This window comes from Bradyrhizobium valentinum (assembly GCF_001440405.1).
Lineage (GTDB): Bacteria > Pseudomonadota > Alphaproteobacteria > Rhizobiales > Xanthobacteraceae > Bradyrhizobium > Bradyrhizobium valentinum.
In genome coordinates this window covers 66,362-86,289 of record NZ_LLXX01000131.1, presented here as the reverse complement: position 1 = coordinate 86,289, position 19,928 = coordinate 66,362, and the positions used below count along the sequence as shown (strand labels likewise).

Here is a 19,928-nt window from a genome sequence, read left to right as displayed (position 1 = left end):
GCGTGACGGGCTTAAGCCGCCGCCTTCGCCTCGATCTGCTGCACATTGCCCGGCGCCGCGCCATTGATCGCGATGCGGCGCGGCTTCATCGCCTCCGGGACTTCCCGGAACAGTTCGATCCGCAGCAGGCCATCCTCGAACGAGGCGCTCCTCACCTGCACATGGTCGGCAAGGCTGAACTGGCGCTTGAAGGGGCGCGCAGAGATACCCTGATAGAGATATTCGCGTTGGTCCTTCTCGGCCTTGCGGCCTTCGATCGTCACCGTGTTCTGCTCGGCGGTAACGGAAACCTCGTCGACCGCAAAGCCGGCGACGGCGAGCGAAATCTGATAGCGGTCTTCGCCCAGCCGTTCGATATTGTAGGGAGGGTAGTTATCCTCGCCCGCGCGTTGCGCGGTTTCGACGAAGTCGAAAAGGCGGTCGAAGCCGATGGTCGAGCGCCAGAGGGGAGTGAAGTCGTATGTGCGCATAGCCAAATCCTCCAGAGAGCAAGTTGGATACGAGCGGCACCGGACACGACCGGTGCCCGTCTCAGACCGGGCCCGTCAGGCGCCCGGACCGCCCAGCGGCGGCAGCAAAAAAATTAGAAAACCGCCATTTGGTTTCAAGGGGCCGACAAAAATTTTGGGCGCCTACTCGGTCGTCTCGGTTACTTTTGCGCCGCACGAACGATGTGCAATGATGCGCGGCTCATCGGGAGGGACCACCTTGGCTCACAGCGAGATCGACGCCATCCGCGCGTTGCTGGGCTCGAAGCCGCGGCCGGTCGGCTGGTCGGAGCGACGGCAGCGCCTCGACGAGGTCGGATCGACCTGGCCAGTGGCGCCGGACGTTCGATGCGAGGCCGTCGATTGCGACGGTGTCGCCGGCGAGTGGTCGATCGTGCCCGGCAGCGAGCCGACGCGCGTGCTGCTGTACTTCCACGGCGGCGGATATTGCTCCGGCTCGATTGTGAGCCACCGCCGCCTGGTGACGGAGGCCGGGCGCGCGGCAGGTACGCGCACGCTCGCGATCGACTACCGGCTTGCCCCTGAACATCGCTACCCTGCCGCCCATGAAGACGCGCTCACCGCGTGGCGCTTCCTGCGCCGGCAAGGCATTGCTGCGGCCGGTATCGCCGTCGGCGGTGACAGCGCAGGCGGCAACCTGACGCTCGGGCTCATCAACCGGCTTCGCGCGGCGGGAGAGCCGCTGCCCGCCTGCGCGTGGCTGATTTCGCCGTGGACCGACCTGACCATGTCCGGCGACACGCTCGCGACCAAGGACGCCATCGATCCGCTGATTCACAAGGCGTATCTCGATGAACTCGCGGATGCCTTTGCGCCGCCATCCATCAATCGCCAGGATCCGCTGATCTCGCCCCTGTTGGCCGATCTCTCGGGCTTTCCGCCGATCCTGATTCAGGTCGGATCGGCCGAGACGCTGCTCGCCGACGCCGCGCGGCTTGCCCAAACAGCAGGAGCGGCCGATGTCGATGTAACGCTGCAAATCTGGCCGCACATGATCCATGCGTGGCCGGTCTGGAATGCGCATCTCGAGGACGGCCGTCGCGCGCTGGCCTATGCCGGCCAATTCATCCGGGCCCAGATCCGCTAGCCCAGGCCCCCTCCGGGAGCCGCTCCCGCAGCTCAAAACCCCGATCGCAAGGGGTTTTGCCCGGAATCCCAAGCTTGCCTGGCAAATCCCGGGTTTTAGCGCCGGCCGGCCTGTGCTATTTGGGAACATTGGAATCACGTCCGGATCTGGAGTCGCATGATCGAACTCGACCCCCGGAGTGCCAGCCCCATCGCGCGTTTCGGCGGGCAGCCGATTGCGATCGCCGCTGCGGCCCTCGTTATTGTTGTACTTGGAGTAAGCTCTATCGCCCTGTGGCGCGCCTATACCGGCAGCGCCCCCGAGACCGATCGCGCTGTCGCGGCCCGGCAGTTGCAGGCCCGCGCCGCGCAGGCGTCCGAGCAACTAGTCGAGAAGACCAAGGGCCTGGAAGCGACGCAGCAGGAATCGATCGATCAGTTGCAGGTGGTGCAGGATCAGTTGCTGACCGTGCGCCGTCTGCTCGCCGCGCAGCAGGCCGACACCAGGAAGCTTTCCGAGCAGGTCGGAACGCTCACCGAAGCGATCGACGGCTTGCGGCAATCCTTTGCCAGCGCGCAAGCCTCCGAGCCCGCCGCGGCCCCCGCGCCGCGTAACCGGTCAGCCAAGGCAAAGCCCCGCGCGAGCCGGAGCGTGAACCGCAGCCGCGCCAAGGCGCGCGGCTGACCGGTCTGGACAGCATTTGGCAATGAGGTCCCGCTCGGGGGCTGACGCGCGGCTGGCCCGAATTTGCGCGTCGATCAATACTTTGCCCGTCCGGCCGCCTCACAAGGACCGCGATTGCACGTACCTTGGAGACAACGAGCGGCCATGACATCATGCAGCGTTGCGGCGGGATATTTTCCACCGTTGCGGCACGCGTTGCCGCAACTTTTTTCCGCCTTTGTGAACTGGTTCACATATCCCCGCTAGAATCCCGGGCATCCTGTAATTCACCGGATGGCGTGAGCCGATTTCAATATCCGGGGCTGGCAAGGTCGTTGACGGTATACTGCGTCGACGGCCTTGTTCTTTTTGGTCCCTTCAACCGCCGCGGTTTGCAAACCTTCAATAGTTCACCGACGCCTGCAAGGATACGCGCCAGGATCCGGCGCGGCTGTGCAGCCCGTCACTCGTTGCCCTCGCCGCCAGCAGCTTTGAGTTGAAGTTCGGCCCGGCCGCAAAATCGAATCCGGCCCCGACCGACGACAGCGTGGAGTCGCGCCGGAAGAACAGATCCCGCCCCCACCCGACATCGGCCAACAGGAACGGCGCCAGCGTGCCCGACATCCACGAGGGCAGGCTCGGCATCGCGACGTAGAGCGAGTTGCGCAGGATCAGGGCCTGGTCGACCACACCATCTTCGGTCACATAACCGCGCACGCCGTGCATCCCGCCGAGGGTGATGCGTTCGGTGTCCGGAAGCGGCTTGGAAGATGCCAGCATGGAAACTTCCGATTTCAGCGACAGGCCCTTCGGCAGCGACGTCACTCGGCCAAACTCGGCGGTGACGAGATTGGTCTGCGCGTCGGTGACGCGTCCGTTGGTGAAGGCGCTCCAGGCGCCCGAATTGTTGCCGGACAGAATGCCTCCCGGATTCGACTTGAAGCGAACATCGAGGTTGTTGGTGCCCAGATTGTCCGACCAGCGCCCGTTCCAGCCCATCACCAATTGCGCGACGTCGGCACTGCCCTCCGCGACAGGCGTACCATCGAATATGGTCTTGCGGAGCTGGTGCTTGAGTTCGACGCCACCAAGCAGATCACCGGCCACCGGTGGCACCAGATCGGACAGCGCGGTCCGAACGATCGCAGACGCCTGGCTCGTTTGAGTCTTTATTCGAAACAGATTGTTGGGCCGCTCATTGGTCAGCACATGATCGCCCACGACTTCAAGACTCGTGCGCAATCCGAGCGGCGTGAGCAACCGCCCCGCCTGACTGACATACTTGGCATCGTCGGGCCGATGGAACAGGCCGTCGTCGACCCAGAAATTGCCGCTACCGGTGAGCTGATAGGACGCGACGAGGTCGGCCGAGGGCGCGCCGCTGGCGCCGACATAATAGCGATGACGGTCGGTCAGCAGCGTGCCGCTGTTGGCATAGCCGGCATACACCTGCCACGGCTTGCGGTCCGTCACCTTGATGTCGACGTCGGTCATGCCGAGATCCTTACCGGGACCGAACACCGCTTCGACCTGACGAAATGGATTGCGGTTGGCCCAGTCGAGGTCGGTCTCGAGTTTGCGCGCATCGATTTCCTGTCCGGGAACGAGCCGGATGCGGTTTTGCGGATAGCTCTCGGGTGCGGCCCCCGTCACCTTGATGTCGGCAACCTTGAAGGCGATCACGCGCAACTGGAGCACGCCGGACGATACTTCCTGCGGCGGCAGCGTGACCGATACGAACGGTCGCCCGGCCTCGCGGTAGGCCGCAGCCACCGCTGCCTGCACTTCGGCAATCAGCTTGCGGCTCAGCGGCCGGTCGAGGAATGGTCTGAGTTGCTCGCGCAGCGCCGTGGCGTCGACGCCGCTGACCTGATCCACATTGACGCCCTTCGCTGCGCTGATCGGCTTGGCGCTGGCGTTTGCTCCAATCAGGACGATGGCTTGAACATCCACGCCGAGCGGCGTTGCGTCATCGCTCCTAAGCAGATCGTCGGTACCGATCTTGATCGCCGGCGCGCGGCGCGGCGGCTCCGGTGGCAGATTGCGCTCCACCACCTGCGCCTGCGCGATGCCGTCAGGCACGACCGTAGCGCCGCAGGCCATGATCAGCGCGCAACATCCGCCGATTGCCTTCGCATGCCGTGCGGATGTTCGCACCCGCGGTGTCATGCGAGATCCGAAACTGAAAGCGTCAGCATCATGATGTCCGGAGCCTGCGAGGGCTTCGGGATATCGACGTGTGTATCCGCATGAGCTTGCACGTTCCGACGTTCTGTCGCACACGGCGAACAATGAATAAGTCGATCAATATGGTTTATGGATTAATAACCGTTTAAGGCGAGTTCCACGTGTGGCATAACTGCAGCGTGTGCACGGTTGAAACGCTCGCGCCTCCACCAACTTCCGCGTGCATCGAGGCGACGATATGTGCAACTGATGAGCTTAACAGCAAGCGTCGCGCTCAACATCGCGGCTCAACAATCAATTGTCGACAAAGGCTGGCAAGCGATCGTTCATCGCTTCGATGAATCGGGCTCGTGTGCCAATCCGCCGGTTGTTGGGATGAGGAAGCTCAAGGCATCGCCTGGATTTGCAGATGATAGCGGGAGATGATGGCTCGATGCTTACGGGCTCACGCATCTGCTCGAGCGGCTGCGGCGCGGGCAAAGGCACGCGCGACTTCACGTAAGCTCCGAGTTCTGCAGTTGGTACGCGAGCAGGCGCTGGCGTAGCGGCCGCTGGCGCAATCGTAAGGTTCGCGCCAACGAAGGCGAAGGCGTAGTTCGATGAGGCCGCCAGCGTTCCCTGCGTAATGCCGTAGACGCCGGCATCGCTGGAAGTCGTCGCCGACGTCGCGAGCGCTCCTGATAGCGTGTCGCCATTGACGAGGCCCGCGCCGCCGACCTGATAGGTCAGCGCCGGATTGGCATCGCCATAGGCGCGGCTCGTGGCGTCGGCCGTCACAGTAATCGAGCGCGGCGTGACGGTCAGCGTACCCAGTGCATCGATAAAGCGATAGGCTTGCCCGGAGCCGCTGACGGCGCTGCCGCTCGCCGTGATCGCGTAGCTGCCGACGTTCGATAATGATGTCGCCGCCGTCGATACCGAGAGGCCGTTGATAATCGCTGCCGTATCGCCGGCATGCAGCCCGTAGACCGAATAGGTGAACGCCGGATTGGCGTCACCATAGACCCGCGACGCATTGGCCGGATCGACCCGCAGCACGTAGTTGACGCCGTAGAGCTGCGGATAGTAGCCGGCGCTCGGCGCCGACCAGACGGTGGCGAAATCCCAGCCTGCATAGGTCGACGCATAGTTTGCCGGATCCTGCATCTGGCTGGTGGTGAGACCCGTGATGCCGGTACTGGCGCCGCTGCCGACGGCATTTGTCCGCCCGGACGTATCGGTGTCCCAGTATGACGACGTGATGGTGCCGGTGGCCGATCCGATCAGGCCGCCGGCCACTGTGGTGCCGGAGGGCGAGATGGCACTGACCGCACCCGTCGCGTAGGTCTGTGTGATCGTGCCCGTGCTGCTGTGGCCGCCGATCAGTCCGCCCACGATTGCTGTCCCGGCAGCGGCGGTGGCGGTGGCCGCACCGGTCGCGTAGGACTGCATCACGGAGGCTCCGCCGACGTTCCTGCCGATCAATCCACCCGCCGCTGACGTACCGGAAACCGAGATCACGCTGACCGCGGCACCGGTTGCGTAGGATTGTGTGACTGTGCCCGTGCTGGAGTTGGTGCCGATCAACCCGCCGGCCGCCACCGTTGTAGCCGCGAGCGCGGACGTGGCGTTGACGGCTCCGGTCGCATAGGACCGAGTGACGGCTCCGGAGTTGCTGCCGATCAGTCCCCCGGCTGTCGATGCGCTGGCAGCCGCCGTGGCTGTGACCGTTCCAGTCGCGTAGGACTTGCTGACGGAAGCCCCCACGGTGTTGATGCCGACCAGTCCTCCTGCGAAAGCTGTGGCGGTCACGGCTCCGGTTGCATAGGACTCGACGATGGTTGCGGCCGGCGAGCCACTGCTGTTGTAGCCGACCAGGCCGCCGACTCCTTGGCTGCCACCGCTGACTGCTCCAGTGGCATAGCTCCTGAGGATGCTGCCGTTGTTGTTACCGGCGAGGCCGCCGGCGCGCGTGCCCGCGGTGCCCGCCGTCACGTTGCCGATCGCGTAGCTGTCCTGGATGGTGCCGCCCGCGTTGTTCCATCCGATGAGGCCGCCCATGGACGAACTGGTGGTGGTTGTGCCGGCGACCGTGACGGCCGCCCAACTATTGGCGACGCTGCCTGAGGATTCGCCTGCCAGTCCGCCGCCATAACTACCGGCCGTAACCGTGCCGGTCGCGGAGGCATTGCTGATAGTCCCCCTCGACAGGCCGACCAGGCTTCCGACGCGCGCCGCCCCAGCGATAGTTGCTGCTTGCAAGCTGACATTGCTCAGCGCGGCTCCGGCTCCGACATATCCGAAAAGTCCGACATGGTTAGTCGACGGCAGATCGATCGCCAGGTTCGAGATCACACGGCCTTGGCCGTCAAAGCTTCCCGCAAACTGGTTGGAATAATCGCCGATCGGCGAGAAGCCGCTCGCCGACCACATGCCGGGATACTTGCCGCCCACAGCAAGTCCACTCGAAAAATCAATGTTGGATGTGAGCCTGTAACTCGCATTGAGGTCCATCGCCATCAGCTGCAGCTGATGCGCGTTGGTAATGGTGGTTTGGTATTCCCAGCGGCCGAACGGCCGGGTCTGGCCGTCGACCATGAACCAGCCGGTCGAGCCCGTCCCCGGAAAGCTGAAGCTGCTATAGGCGCTCTGCTTGAAGGCGTAATTGGCGGCGGCGGATAGCGCGGGGTCGCTGGTCACAGCCGTCACGCCGGCCGAACCGCCGGAGCCGACGCCGGAGGCCTGCCCCGTGGTGTAACTATCCCAGTAGGATTGCGTGATGGAGTTGCCATTGAAGCCGACCAGGCCGCCGACAGCGCTCGGGCTGCCGCCCGTGCCGGTAACGGCGCCCGTCGCATAGACCTGTGATATCGCGCCGGCGGTCGGGCCGGCAGCGATGTTGTTCAGCCCGACGGCGCCGCCGACGTAGAGCGGTCCGCTCACGGTGCTGTTCGAATAGCCATTCGACACGGTCTGAAAGTTGTAGCCGACGAGACCGCCGGCGCCGGCTTCGGTGGCGGTGACCGATCCGCTCGAGTAGACGTTCGTGACCGCCCCGTAGTTGTTGCCGACGATCGCGCCGACAGAAGTTCTGCCGATTATGGTCGCACCGATGACGCCGACGTTGCTCACCGAGGCGCCGGTGCCGAGATAGCTGATCAGCCCGATGTTTGGGGTTCCCGGCCGGTTGATGAAGAGGCCAGAGATCGTGTGGCCCTGGCCGTTCAAGTTTCCGGTGAAGCTGGTCCCGGCGCCGATCGGATCGAAGCCGGCGCCGCTGTTCCAGCCGGACGTGATGCCGGCGTCGATGTCGCGGCCGAGCGCATAGGTGCCGGCCTTGTTGTTGTTCATGTTCTGCAAGTCATAGACGGTGTTGACCAGCATGTACGTGTTGAGCGTGGCGCCGCCGGCGACATTGCCGCTGTAATTCGTCTGCGTCGGTGCCGAGTATTTGGTCGCGTTGACGGTCGAGCTGCTGCCGGTCGGATTGTAGAAGATCGAGACCGTCCCCGCTGTCGATATCTGGCTGCCGCCGAACGTCACGGTGCCGGTGCCTGTGCCGGCGTTGTCGGCGCGCAGCACGACGCCGCCGCCGCCGGTGCTCGCGATATTGGCGTTGACCGCGATGTTGCGATAGGCGCTGAGCGTCAGCGTCGCACTGGTCGACCAGTTGATGCCGCTGGCCACCGTGATGTCGCCGTTGCCGCCGCTGCCGGTCGCGGTCGTCTCCTGGGTGACGTTGCTGCCGCCGTTCAGCGCGGTCGCGATGGTGCCGGCGAGCGTCGCATCGATCGTCAGATCCACCGGATCGAGCAGCCAGGCGCCGCCGCGGCCGGCGTTGATGCTGCCGCCGGTGAAGTTGAACACATGCCCCGAGGTCTCGATGAAGCCGCCGCGCAGACCCTGGGTGCTGATGGCGCCGGCAAACGACGTCGTGCCGTCCGACCACACCACCACATTGCCGCCGGCGCCAGACGTGCCGTCGGCCGTGATCGTCGCACCGGCTTCGATCGTCGTGCTCTGCGCGTTGGCGATGGTCTGCGGCAAGAACTTCAGCGCAACATCGGCTCCGCCGGCGCGGTCGCCGCCGATCAGCACGGTGCCGCCCAATGTCCCGCTGGCGTCGATCGCAGCGCCCGACGTCAGGGTGATGTCCGTGCCCGTCACCACGACGGTGCCGCCGGCGCCGCCGTCGCCCTTCGCCGTGATCGTGCCGCCGACCACGACCTTGTTGCCGCCGACGACGACGTCGCCACCGTTGAACGAGCCCCGCGCCACGTTAGCTTGCACACGCCGCGCCACGACCTTCTGCGTCACGTTGACCGAGCCGCCCTCGGCGGTGAGAAAAATTCGTCCGCCTTTGCTGGCAAAGCCTGTTGCCGTAATGGCCTGCCCGGTGTTGCCGGCGAGCGCGTAAATGTTGCCGCCATTGGCGCGCAATTCGACTTCGGCGGCGCGGATCGCGCCGCTGTTGCGGATCTCGCCATCCTGCGCCGGACGGCGCACCAGCACCTTGCCATTGCCGAGCGAGCCGTCGCTCAGCAGCACCTCGCTGCCGGACGCCATCCCGGCGGTGCCGTTGCGTGCCGTCAGCGAGCCGTCGTTACGAACCTGGCGCGCGATCAGCACGACGTCGCCCTTCGACGCGCCGATCTTGCCGAGATTGACAACCGAGGCGTTGCTGTTGCCGCTGAAGGTCAGCGATCCGCCGGCGCGGAACTCCGCATCCCTGACATCGAGAGTCGAGGCGACGAAACTGCCGCCGGTCGTGACCACGCCGCCCGGGCCCACCACGATTCCCGACGGGTTGACGAGGTAGACTGAGCCGGTCGCCGACAGGACGCCGTTGATTGACGACGGCACATTGCCGGTCACGCGGTTGAGCGTCGCGCCGCTGCCGTTATTGAACTGGACCTGGTGGCCCTGCCCGATCGAAAAGCTCGACCAGTTGACGATCCCGGTGCGGCTCGACTGGGTGACCGTGAGACTGCTCGGCGAAGTCGAGCTGATCGCAACATTCCCGCTCGCCACCGTCCCGCCGGTCGGCAGCGATTGCGCCATCGACGGCTGCGCGCAACCCAAACTCCACAACAGCGCGATCAAGCTGACGGAAGTTCGAAACTCTCCGGTGCACGGTTTGATGGCCGACGGGAGACACGACGTGGATGAGACGATCATCGAACCAACATCCGCTTAAGGCCGGCCGCATTTCAAAGCTGTTCGTCTCCACAAATTCTTTGTCTGATATCCGCGAGTTCCACGCGCGGAACCGCAACGTGGCAAGCGACCACCTAAGGATGCATCAAAGAACAAGCGCAAGTTTTAGGAAAATTGCGAACAATGACGTTGCCGGCGGACTCCGGCTATTGCGCGGAACGTGACTGTGCGCGGTCGGGCCTATCCGAGACGATCGCCCCTGCGACGTGGTCTCGCCATACGACGCGGCCTGGACTTCATCTGTTCGATCTCCCAGAACATCCAGACGAAAGCTGCACCCAGAGCAGTCACGACAATCAGAAACATCAATGTCAACGCAGGCGTTGTGAGCATGTTCAACATCCCCCGATGTGACGCGAACGGCATTCCTCCAAACAACGGTCTCGGTAACATTGCGGCGCGGCTTTTCATCCCGCCGTGGTCGTGGCCTCGACGAAGTCGACGCACTCGCCGCCGGATCCTCGCGGGTCCGGCGTCAAGTCTAGAACGATTTCTCGGAGATGGCTTGAGCTATTTTGGGCTGTTTTGCGCTCTTCCTTCAGCGGGCCGGAAAGCGATATCAGCAGCCGCGGCAGATGCCCTTGATCTTGCGGTCGACTTGCTTGTTCTCTTCATTGATCTCGGCGTCGCCGGTCGTCGTTCGTGATCTTCCCATGCCGGTTGTTGCGCCGCCGCCTGACGACTGCGCGGTGCCGGCACTGTTGGTGCCCGGCGGGGGTGGCGACGCAAGCCCGGACGGGTTTGCCGTGGCACCTGGACCTTGACCGGCATTGGGAGCGGCAGGCCCGATGCCTTGCGTGCCGGCCCCGGTCGTGCCCGTCCCGGTGGAGCCCGCACTCGGCGCGCCCGCGGCGCTGCCGCTGCTGCTACCGGCTGATGACCCACCCGCGGATCCGCCCGTGCTCTGAGCAAACGATGCGATCGGGGATATCAGGATTGTGATCGCCGCAACTGCGGCGGTTGCAGATGCCAGCTTCATCGGAAATCTCCTTTTCGGAGCAACGATGGCGTCCCGTCGTTGGTTCCTGCCGGAACGAAACCGCCGCCAGATCATTCATTCACATCCGCTCGACGCCCGGAGTGGTCACGCTTTGCGCAAATTGATCGCCTTCGACGACGACACGCTCGACAAGCTCACCCAGCTTGCGCGCGACCGGATGGCGACGTTTCAGGAACTGGCCGACGAAGCCTTTGCGGACCTGCTCAAGAAGCACGGCATTCCGATCGATCTCAAGGATGCGCTGCGAAAGAGTGCGAGGCTTTCCAAGGACGCGACGCCGAAAAAGACAAGGTCGAGAACCGCAAGGACGCCATCATGAATTCCGACCCGGACCCTTTCGAGCAAGGCCAGAACGCTGCACGCCAGAAGATCCCGGCGGAAGCCAATCCGTATCAGGATGGCAGCGACGAGCATGCGCTCTGGGCCGCCGGCCATGAAAAGGTCGCCGGCGCCCGCGAGGCGAACGAGAGCGAAGGCACCTGAGCCGCCCGTAACTTTCGTTCGACGCGATCGTTACGCCGCAACTCCGGTCTGAGCCGCAACTTCGGCCTGGCCGGTCCGATCCTCGACCATGCTGACGAACAGGTGCGATTCACGGTCCGGACCGCCGATCTGAAGCCGCCGCACCGCGATGGTGCGCCTGCCCCTGACCGGGTTATCGACGGTATCGACGATCGCTTCGAGCTGCTGCTTTCGCTCGAGCAACTGGCGGTCCCGTTTCTCGATCAATTCGGCAGCCTGAATGGGAAACAGCTCTCGCGGCGTCTTTCCCATGATCTCGCTGCGCGACATGCCGATCATTTCCTCAGCCGCCTTGTTGACGAACAGGTATCGCAGATTGCGCGCATCCTTGACCAGAATTCCCTCGGGTACGTTTTCGACAATCGCCGCCAGAAATTCTTCCGTCCGCTTCCGCGGCACGCGAGAGTGGCCGATGCGGAACCAGAGAACAGGCCGCCGTCTTCAGCCGATCTTCTTCAATCCGTTTTTGAATCGTGGGCCGTTGAGCGCGTAGAATTTCGCGGCGCTGCCCATCGCCGTCACCTGCTCCGGCGTGAGCGTGCGAACGACGCGCGCCGGCGAGCCGATGATCAGCGAATATTCCGGATATTCCTTGCCTTCGGTGATGACCGATCCCGCGCCGACAATACTGCCGCGGCGTATCCGCGCGCCGTTCATCACGATCGAGCCCATCCCGACCAGCGCGTCGTCTTCGAGCGTACAGCCGTGCAGGATGACGTTGTGGCCGACGGTGCAGTTCTTGCCGATCGTGAGAGGAAAGCCGCGGTCGGTATGGCAGGTTGAATTGTCCTGCACGTTGGAGCCTTCGCCGATCTCGATCCACTCATTGTCGCCCCGCAGCACTGCGCCGAACCATACGCTGGCGGAATTCAGAAGGCGCACCTTGCCGATCACGACGGCGGTATCTGCAATGAAATAATTTCCGTCCGTGGGGAGTTCAGGCCCCTGCCCGTCGAGTTCGTAGATCGCCATAACGAAAAGGTCTCCGTTGGCGGGGACCTTGGCACAGCCGCAGGTGCCGGATCAAGCGAGCAGGCCCTCCGGTCTCAGGTCAGCAAACCCGTGGCACGCAGCGTCATCAGGAAGAACGTGCCGGACATCATGCTCCAGAAGCCCGACAGCACGGTCGCCATCATCACGAATTCGAAGCGGCGGCGCTCGATCTTTGCGCCGCGCAACGTGTTGCGCATGATGATGAACGGTGCAGCAAAGACCAGAAACGGCACGGCCGCAAACGTCTTCGGCGCCACGCCTTCGCCAAGCAACCCGAACCCAGCCGGTCGCTCCGCCATCGCCTGATAGCCGCTGGCGAGCATGCCAGCGAATGCAAAGCCGATGCAAAGGGAGAACAGGGAATTCAACGCATCGGGTGACATGGCAACTTCTCTTAACTCGACCAACAGCGCGCCCAGCTTTGGCAAAATTGGCCCGCGGCCGCCACAGTATCCTTAAGGAAAGGTTAACGACGGGCCGCCGGGACCTCGTTTGCGCATGGCTGCCGAGGCAGGAAACCCTGCGAAATCATGCGGAAATCACCCGCCCCATGGCATATTCGCGGGATGATTCGCCCCGCCCTTCCTCGACCGACGCTTCGTTCATGACCTTGCTTTCGACGGCCCAGCACCTTGCCCGCGACACCCGCAGGGACCCGCGCTCGCACAGGGTCCTGATCATGGCCGCGATAGCTGTCGCCGCGGGCGCCGTTGCGCTGGTCGCCTATTTGCTGTGGCCGACCTGGATAGCGCGCCCTGCCAGCGCTCCGGAACGGTTGCCGGTCAGTGTCGGCGCTACGCTCTTCAACGTGCCGGCAGCGGCGATCCGCCGGAAGATCCAGCGGCATTCCGGACCGCAGGAGCGGGTCGATCTCAGCTTCGTCTTCCCATCGCTGGAGCCGCCGGATGCGCCGAAGCACGTCAGCGCCGATACGATCGAGGAGAAGGTGCAGCCGATCGACCGGATATTCCTGTCGATATCTGCCCACCACGACACGCTGGCGCCGGACACGCGGGTCCGCACGATCTATCCGCGCTACCTCGAACAGGCCGCAACTCCGATCGATGCCGGATTGACGATGCGAACCTTTCGCGATGGCTCGCCCTACGCCAACGAGGATCTGTTCTCCGCCGCTACGCCGAGCCTCAACGCGCGCTGCACGCGCGATGGCCCGACGCCCGGCATGTGCCTGAGCGAGCGCCGCGTCGACGGCGCCGACCTGACGTTCCGCTTTCCGCGGAGCTGGCTGTCGCAATGGCGTGACGTTGCAAATGCGATGGATCGCTTGACGGCGCAGATGCGCGGGCCGAAGGGATTGTGAACCGGCGTCGTAGCAATCACTCGCCCCTCATGGTGAGGAGGCGCCTTAGCGCCGTCACCGGACGATGCTTCGCATCGCCGGGAGAACCATGTGGCCCCGCTAGTGCCATTCATCCTTCGAGACGCCGCTATCGCGGCTCCTCAGGATGAGGTCTGACAGGCGCAATTGCGCCGTGACACTTGCAATACAAGAAAGATGAATTGGTAGGCCTACGCTTTGCCCACCCTACGACGTCGCGGCACGCGCCTCACCCGACGTCGGCGAGATCTTCCTCGAGAATCGCCATCTGAAACTGGAACGAGCGATCGTCGTCCTCGTCATCGACGAACAGCACGCCGATGAACTCCTCGCCGATATAGACTTCGGCGGAGTCGTCCTTTTTCGGCCGCGGCACGACGCGGATCTTTGGATTGCCGAATACGCGCTTGAGATAGGCGTCGAGCTTCCTGACTTCCTGAACGTCCACGGCGGTCTCCAATCGGATTTTCTAAATTTCCGGGGAGGTTTTAGGACGAGACGGCGCAGACCGCCAGAGCCTTTTCGGTTCTGATTGGATCAGAACCGAGGCTCTATTCCTTGTTTTGACGCGTTTTCTTCACGCTTCTCTTGAAAACGCTATCCGCGTAACTTCACAAAGATCGCAGGCAGAATGTGTGGAAAATCAAAGCCCGATTGCGCCGAGCATCTGATCCATGGTGCGCGACGGCTCCGCACAGCCGGCCTCGCCGACGATCTTTGCGGGAACGCCGGCCACCGTCACGTTGTGCGGCACCGGCTTGACCACCACCGAACCCGCGGCGATGCGCGCGCAATGGCCGATCTCGATATTGCCGAGAATTTTTGCGCCAGCCCCGATCAGCACGCCGCGCCTGATCTTCGGATGGCGGTCCTCGTTCTCCTTGCCGGTGCCCCCCAGCGTGACGCCGTGCAAGATCGAAACGTCGTCTTCGATGACAGCAGTCTCGCCGCAGACGAAGCCGGTCGCGTGATCGAGGAAAATGCCGCGGCCGATTCTGGCGGCAGGGTTGATGTCGGTCTGAAACACCGCCGATGACCGGCTCTGCAGATAATATGCAAAATCCTTGCGGCCCTTTTGGTAGAGCCAGTGCGCCAGGCGATGGGTCTGTAGCGCGTGAAAACCCTTGAAGTAGAGCAACGGATCGATGAAGCGCGAGGTTGCGGGATCGCGGTCGTAGACCGCGACCAGGTCGGCGCGGAACGCGTTGCCGAGATCGGGTTCGTCGCGCAGCGCCTCGTCATAGGTCTGGCGGATCAGATCGCCCGATAGCGCCGAATGATCGAGCCGCTCAGCGAGACGATGCACCACCGACTCTTCGAGGCGCTCGTGATGCAGCACGGTCGAATAGATGAAGGAAGCGAGCTCGGGCTCGCGGCGGACGATGTCCTCCGCCTCGCCACGGATGCGGTCCCAGACCGGATCGAGCGCGGCAAGTTTCGACGCTTGCGGATTGACCTGATGCACTGCCATGATTGCTCTCGCAAATTCACTGGTTTCGTTGATATTATAGCACGGCGGGCGGACGGCTGTCCCCGGCAGGCTTCGGCAAAGTAACCCCCGCCGAATGCCCCCTGGGGTCAGTTCAAGGTGGTCAGCGATTTCGGGAAATCAAGCCGGCCGGCGTCCGACTATCGGTGAATTTCGGCAGACCCGCCATTCGGCGGATGCTGCCCCGATGGGGGAAAGCCACACTAGCACGCAGGTATTGCGGGCGCGGACTGCTGCGGACTCGCGGTCGGCCTGGATCGCCGCCATCGCCATCCCATTGATGTTGCTGGCCCCCGCCCTGTGGAATGGCTATCCCCTGCTACAGTGGGATACCGGGCGTTCATCTGCGCCGTGATATCAGGCCCGCATGATCGTTACGGCGCACGCATGGCATGGCTTGCCACCACGGTGATGCTGATCGCCGCTATCAGGCATTTCACCGGTGACGAGGCGTCGCGCGATCGCTCATTGCCGGCGTGACAGAAAGTCGGTGACGCCGGTCTTGTAGACCTTGTCGCCGACCGCGCGCATGTGATCGCGGTTCGGAATGTCGAGCACCTCGGCGCCCGGAATGATTTTCCCTAATGCGGCCGCGGAGCCCGCGATCTCGTCTTTGGTGCCGACCGCGATCAGGACCGGCACGCTGATTGCGGCGGCCTCTTCCGATGTCATCAATCGCCGCGAACCGCGCAGGCAGGCGGCAAGCGCGCGGCGGTCGGAACGGGTCTGCTCGGCGAAAGCGCGAAAAGTCCGCCCAACCGGATCGGTGACGTCCTCCAGCGACGGCGCTTCCAGCGCTATGGCCACATTCTCGCCGGGGCCGCCGCCCTCGATCAGCCCGATCCCGATGCCGCCGAGGATCGCCGAGCGCAGCCGCTGCGGCTGCTCGCGCGCCAATATCGCCGTCATGCGCGATCCCAGCGAATAGCCCATGATGTCGGCGCGCTCGATTGCCAGATGATCCAGCAGCGCGATGACGTCGCTTGCCATGATCGCAATTTCGTATTCAGCGGCATCGTAGAGCTTCTCGGAATCGCCGTGGCCGCGATTGTCGAGCGCGATCACGCGGCGGCCGTCTTTCCTTAAGTCGGAAACCCAGGTCGGATAGATCCAGTTGACGTTCTTGCTGGAGGCAAAGCCGTGCACGAGAACGATCGGATCACCCTCGCCTTCGTCGAGATAGGCAATTTCGACAGCGCCGTTGTGAAAACTCGGCATCATCAGTTCCACTTTTTTGGGGGATTGGAATGGGCGAGCTGCAATGGCTGCAAGTCTAACCCTGCGCGACAACGCCCGCCAGAGCCGGGCCGGACGGCAAGCCTGCCGCCACCTGCCTTCTTAACCGCCGCGCCTTCTTGCGACGCAGCCACGCTTCGGTAGCCCGCTCGGTGGTCGCCTTGATCGACGACAGAAAACCGAACAGCGCCAATAGCGCACTAAACACCCACATCGTGAGATTGAACGTCCCGGCAGCCAGCAGCAGCGCGCCGCGGCCGAGGACCTTCAGAATCGCGCGGGTCTGGCCACCCTTGGATTCGGCAAGCCGCGCGGCGCGTGCGACGTCCTTCGGCCCCTGCGCGATGCGCAGCGTATCGAGCGCCCCGCGCGTGCCGGCTTTTTCGCCGACGCGTCCGATGTCTTTCGCCAGCCGCACCAGCGCGCCGGCCTTGTCGGCACGGAACGCCGCCTTGATCGCGCTGATGGTCTGGCCGGGCCGCAACACCGAGCCCTTCGCGACCGCCTGCTGCAGCACCGGTGCATCGACGACTTCGCGCACTGAGCGCCCGGCCCATTGCGTCAGTCCCTCGCCCAGCCGCCCGACCTTGCGGGCATCCTTGACCATGGAAAGACCAGCGCGCACCGGCCCCATGCCGCCAACGGATACATAGGTCGCGGCGGTCACGGCGAGGCCTACCGTGGCCAGGCCCAATATCAGCCGGTCGACCTCCCCGCCCGTCGCCAGATGCTTGCCTTCGCGCACGACATCCCTGATGTCGCCGAACACGAAGAGATCGCCGGCGACCGTGCCCGACAGGCTCGCGACGTCGTCGGCATTGCCGGTCACCAGACCCGTGGCAAAACGTTTGGCAAAATGCGACGCCGAACCTGCCTCTGTCACGGCATCGCTGACGCGCTTCGACAGTTCGGCGCTGACGACAATGCCTTTGTCGCGGGCGAGTTCGACGAAGCTGTTGGCGAGATCGGAATCGCCCTCCGCGAGCGCCGCCTCGATATGGTCGGCGACCAGCGCCCGATTGCTCCGCAGGGCGGAACTGATGTGGATATCGGACAGCGCAGAGGGGTCGTCCTGCGCCGCCAGAATGGCGCCGGCCTCGCGGGCATGCGGCCACAGCGCCGCGCACACCGCCACGCTGAGCGCCAAGCATCCCAACGCCCCTGCCAAAGCCGAACCGAGCCGCAACCGCCTCATCCAAAAAAACCTAATGTTTTCGTCTTTCTCAAAATGGTATGCCGTTTTTAAGACACAACTGCCCCGACGAAAGAAGGGCTTTTCTCCGACGACAAGATTGTGTCGAATTTGCATGAGCAAGTATGCGGCGGGGACCTCCAAGAATCGCTCAGGAAACGGCTCTAGGAATCATCGGCACCCCCCACTATGGTGCGCGGCATTTCGAATCTGCCGCATCGTGTTGCGCGTCGCGTTGATTGCGTCCGCCCATCGTTGCTATCCAAGGTGAAACTGATGTCCGACCATGTCGTCCCGCATTTCCATAACGACGCCGGAGTCTCTGTAATCGAGATCGGTTCGCAGGAATTCATGTGCGTGGGCGCCAATCCGCCGTTCGACCATCCGCACGTGTTTCTGGACCTCGGCAACGACAACGAGATCATCTGCCCCTATTGCTCCACACTGTACCGCTTTGCCGCCGACCTCGGCGCAGGCGAAGCGCGCCCGCCCGAATGCGTCCTGAAGGATAAGGTCGCCTGACCTTTCGGTGGCTGCCGCGCGCACCATCATCGTTGCTGGTGCCGGGATCGGGGGACTGACGGCAGCGCTTTCGCTCGCAGCCAAAGGCTTTCGCGTCATCGTACTGGAAAAGGCCGAACGGCTGGAGGAAGCCGGCGCCGGCCTGCAGCTTTCGCCCAACGCCAGCCGAATCCTGGTCGATCTCGGCCTGCGGCCGCGGCTCACGCCGCGCGCGGTGACGCCCGAGGCCATTAATATCATGAGTGCGCGGGCGGGCGGTGAGATCGCCCGCCTGCCGCTCGGCGAAGCGGCCAGCCTTCGTGCCGGCGCGCCCTATTGGGTGATGCACCGCGCCGACCTGCAAGGTGCCCTGGCGGCAGAGGTCAACGACCATCCGGACATCGACTTGCGGCTCGGCTGCCAGTTCGAAGATGTGACCTCGCATGCCAAGGGGCTGACTGTGGTCCAGCGCCGGGGCGATGCGCGGCAACAGGAGCTGGCGGCGGCGCTCGTCGGCGCCGACGGCATCTGGTCGGCGGTGCGGAACCATTTGTTCCCGCAGGTGCAGCCGCAATTTTCCGGCCTGATCGCCTGGCGTGGAACTTTGGATGCGACGACGCTGCCACGCGAATACACCTCGCCGCGGGTGCAGCTCTGGATGGGGCCTGACGCGCATCTCGTCGCCTACCCGATCTCGGCGGCGCGGCAGATCAACGTGGTCGCGATCGTGCCGGGAACCTGGAACCGGCCGGGCTGGAGCGCGCCTGGCGACGCCAACGAACTCAAGAACGCGTTCGCCTCGCGGCGCTGGCCCGCAACCGCGCGGATGCTGATCGGCGCCGTCGACGGGTGGCGGCGATGGGCGCTGTTCACGCTGCCCGACATCGGCGAATGGACGGACGGCTCGATCGCACTGCTCGGCGATGCCGCGCATGCGATGCTGCCGTTTGCCGCGCAAGGCGCGGGAATGGCGATCGAGGATGCTGCTGTGCTCGCCAAATGTTTGAGCGAAAGCCCGAGTGACAATATCGCGGGCATCCCGGCGACGCTGAAGCGCTACGGCCGTCTGCGGCGCGGCCGCGTATTGAAGGTGCGGCGCGCCGCGCGGCAACAGGGGCGCATCTATCATCTCACCGGACCGCTGGCGCTGGCGCGCGATCTCGCCATCAAGGCGATGGGCCCACAGCGCATGCTGGCGCGGCAGGACTGGATCTATGATTGGCGGGTGTGAGCGGAAATTCGAATTTCCGCTTGGGAAGCCGGTACCTTAATTTCCAGCACGGCTGGCCTTCGGACGGCCGCCCTTGGCGGGAGCCGACGCGATCGGCGCCGCTTCCGGCTTCGAGTCCTGGCACCTGTTCTTCTGCCAGGCTTCTTCGGCCAGCTTCGACTGTCCGCGCAACGCAATGTAGTCATTGCGATAGGCAAGCTCCGCCACCACGGACCCGGCGGCGCCGGTTTCGGCCTTCGTCATCAGACCCTGCAATTCCGCCGTGCGGGCGGCAAGGCTCTTGCGCTCCGGCTCGAGCTGCTTGCAGTCATAGAGATCGTATTTGGCCGGATCGGCGAAGGCCGGCGAAATGGTCTCGCTCATCCCGGCGCAGCCGGACAGGCCGGCCCCGAGCGCAACCAGCGCCAGCGCGGCAAAGCAGCGCGAGAATGACCGGCAGTGGGACGGCGAGTTGGGCATCGGACCTTCGTTAGGTGGATTAGGTTGAGATTGCCTAAAGCTCGCCGCAGGTAAACACCCCAAGTGTCCGCATTGAGGCTTTGCTTTGGCGCGCGCGCTCACTTAAAGGTGGGGAGCGTTTTGGCCGGGGATTATCCCAATTCCACTTCTCCGGAAAACGCGCTAAGTATCTGATCTCCTGAGACTAAGCGGACGTGGCGGAACTGGTAGACGCAAGGGACTTAAAATCCCTCGATGGCAACGTCGTGTGGGTTCGAGTCCCACCGCCCGCACCAGCCTTCGCTCGCGAAGCGAGTGAAGGCTGCCGCGCCGAAGCCGACAGGCGAAGGCGGGCTGTGTGTCGGC

20 protein-coding genes and 1 tRNA gene are annotated in these 19,928 nt (G+C 64.0%); 9 read left to right on the top strand and 12 right to left on the bottom strand.

Annotated features, from left to right (window positions below; translation table 11 throughout):
* Positions 1-11: 11 nt before the first annotated feature.
* Entirely contained in the window at positions 12-470 is a 459-nt protein-coding gene (locus CP49_RS23090) for an Hsp20 family protein (protein ID WP_057852479.1), read from the bottom strand.
* A gap of 238 nt (positions 471-708) precedes the next feature.
* On the opposite strand from CP49_RS23090, the gene CP49_RS23085 reads away from it, so the two are divergent.
* On the top strand, positions 709-1,596 hold the full coding sequence (locus tag CP49_RS23085; protein ID WP_156438589.1) for an alpha/beta hydrolase: 888 nt from the start codon (positions 709-711) through the stop codon (positions 1,594-1,596).
* A gap of 156 nt (positions 1,597-1,752) precedes the next feature.
* Positions 1,753-2,259, top strand: coding sequence for a hypothetical protein (locus CP49_RS23080; RefSeq protein ID WP_057852478.1), 507 nt, complete (start codon positions 1,753-1,755; stop codon positions 2,257-2,259).
* Positions 2,260-2,640: 381 nt separating this feature from the next.
* Here the strand turns inward: CP49_RS23080 and CP49_RS23075 are convergent, their stop codons facing one another.
* The 3 genes from CP49_RS23075 to CP49_RS23055 form a co-directional block, all read right to left on the bottom strand.
* Positions 2,641-4,395, bottom strand: a complete 1,755-nt coding sequence (locus tag CP49_RS23075) for a ShlB/FhaC/HecB family hemolysin secretion/activation protein (RefSeq protein WP_197423192.1) — start codon at positions 4,393-4,395, stop codon at positions 2,641-2,643.
* 324 nt (positions 4,396-4,719) lie between these two features.
* Positions 4,720-9,465 carry a beta strand repeat-containing protein gene (locus CP49_RS23070; protein WP_197423191.1) on the bottom strand — a complete coding sequence of 1,582 codons (4,746 nt, stop codon included), beginning with the start codon at positions 9,463-9,465 and terminating at the stop codon, positions 4,720-4,722.
* 715 nt (positions 9,466-10,180) lie between these two features.
* Positions 10,181-10,600, bottom strand: coding sequence for a hypothetical protein (locus CP49_RS23055; protein WP_057852473.1), 420 nt, complete (start codon positions 10,598-10,600; stop codon positions 10,181-10,183).
* Between the two features lie 25 nt (positions 10,601-10,625).
* Here CP49_RS23055 and CP49_RS23050 point away from each other — a divergent pair, with 25 nt between their 5' ends.
* Positions 10,626-10,940 (top strand): hypothetical protein, encoded by a 315-nt coding sequence (locus tag CP49_RS23050; RefSeq protein WP_420807633.1) that lies wholly within the window; start codon positions 10,626-10,628, stop codon positions 10,938-10,940.
* Positions 10,937-11,104 carry a hypothetical protein gene (locus CP49_RS46235; protein ID WP_197423190.1) on the top strand — a complete coding sequence of 56 codons (168 nt, stop codon included), beginning with the start codon at positions 10,937-10,939 and terminating at the stop codon, positions 11,102-11,104. The genes CP49_RS23050 and CP49_RS46235 overlap by 4 nt, the downstream gene beginning before the upstream one ends.
* A gap of 30 nt (positions 11,105-11,134) precedes the next feature.
* Here CP49_RS46235 and CP49_RS23045 read toward each other — a convergent pair whose 3' ends face one another.
* The 3 genes from CP49_RS23045 to CP49_RS23035 form a co-directional block, all read right to left on the bottom strand.
* The gene (locus tag CP49_RS23045) at positions 11,135-11,542 is read right to left on the bottom strand and encodes a PAS domain-containing protein (RefSeq protein ID WP_057852472.1); all 408 of its coding nucleotides are present in this window, start codon (positions 11,540-11,542) and stop codon (positions 11,135-11,137) included.
* A 42-nt stretch (positions 11,543-11,584) separates the two neighbouring features.
* Entirely contained in the window at positions 11,585-12,115 is a 531-nt protein-coding gene (locus tag CP49_RS23040) for a gamma carbonic anhydrase family protein (protein WP_057852471.1), read from the bottom strand.
* Positions 12,116-12,189: 74 nt separating this feature from the next.
* A complete protein-coding gene (locus CP49_RS23035; protein WP_057852470.1) occupies positions 12,190-12,519 on the bottom strand; it encodes a DUF6949 family protein in 330 nt (109 codons plus the stop codon).
* 221 nt (positions 12,520-12,740) lie between these two features.
* Between CP49_RS23035 and CP49_RS23030 the strand changes: the two genes are divergently transcribed.
* Positions 12,741-13,457 carry a hypothetical protein gene (locus CP49_RS23030; RefSeq protein WP_057852506.1) on the top strand — a complete coding sequence of 239 codons (717 nt, stop codon included), beginning with the start codon at positions 12,741-12,743 and terminating at the stop codon, positions 13,455-13,457.
* A 247-nt stretch (positions 13,458-13,704) separates the two neighbouring features.
* Here the strand turns inward: CP49_RS23030 and CP49_RS23025 are convergent, their stop codons facing one another.
* Positions 13,705-13,923: a DUF3126 family protein gene (locus CP49_RS23025; RefSeq protein ID WP_025590201.1), complete on the bottom strand. Its 219-nt coding sequence runs from the start codon at positions 13,921-13,923 to the stop codon at positions 13,705-13,707.
* A gap of 195 nt (positions 13,924-14,118) precedes the next feature.
* Positions 14,119-14,946, bottom strand: coding sequence for a serine O-acetyltransferase (gene cysE / locus CP49_RS23020; RefSeq protein WP_057852469.1), 828 nt, complete (start codon positions 14,944-14,946; stop codon positions 14,119-14,121).
* Between the two features lie 405 nt (positions 14,947-15,351).
* Between cysE and CP49_RS47675 the strand changes: the two genes are divergently transcribed.
* Positions 15,352-15,444 (top strand): ELP5 family protein, encoded by a 93-nt coding sequence (locus CP49_RS47675; RefSeq protein ID WP_245310825.1) that lies wholly within the window; start codon positions 15,352-15,354, stop codon positions 15,442-15,444.
* On the opposite strand, the gene CP49_RS23015 is transcribed toward CP49_RS47675, so the two are convergent.
* Together CP49_RS23015 and CP49_RS23010 are read right to left on the bottom strand one after the other, a co-directional pair.
* A complete protein-coding gene (locus tag CP49_RS23015) occupies positions 15,430-16,182 on the bottom strand; it encodes an alpha/beta fold hydrolase (protein WP_057852505.1) in 753 nt (250 codons plus the stop codon). The genes CP49_RS47675 and CP49_RS23015 overlap by 15 nt on opposite strands.
* Before the next feature lie 55 nt (positions 16,183-16,237).
* A complete protein-coding gene (locus CP49_RS23010) occupies positions 16,238-17,395 on the bottom strand; it encodes a hypothetical protein (RefSeq protein WP_057852468.1) in 1,158 nt (385 codons plus the stop codon).
* 273 nt (positions 17,396-17,668) lie between these two features.
* Here CP49_RS23010 and CP49_RS23005 point away from each other — a divergent pair, with 273 nt between their 5' ends.
* Positions 17,669-17,914, top strand: a complete 246-nt coding sequence (locus tag CP49_RS23005; protein ID WP_057852504.1) for a zinc-finger domain-containing protein — start codon at positions 17,669-17,671, stop codon at positions 17,912-17,914.
* Positions 17,915-17,921: 7 nt separating this feature from the next.
* On the top strand, positions 17,922-19,124 hold the full coding sequence (locus CP49_RS23000) for an FAD-dependent monooxygenase (protein WP_057852467.1): 1,203 nt from the start codon (positions 17,922-17,924) through the stop codon (positions 19,122-19,124).
* 36 nt (positions 19,125-19,160) lie between these two features.
* Here the strand turns inward: CP49_RS23000 and CP49_RS22995 are convergent, their stop codons facing one another.
* Positions 19,161-19,583, bottom strand: coding sequence for a hypothetical protein (locus tag CP49_RS22995; RefSeq protein ID WP_057852466.1), 423 nt, complete (start codon positions 19,581-19,583; stop codon positions 19,161-19,163).
* A 188-nt stretch (positions 19,584-19,771) separates the two neighbouring features.
* Here CP49_RS22995 and CP49_RS22990 point away from each other — a divergent pair.
* Positions 19,772-19,858 (top strand) — tRNA-Leu (locus tag CP49_RS22990).
* The last annotated feature ends 70 nt before the right edge of the window (positions 19,859-19,928 follow it).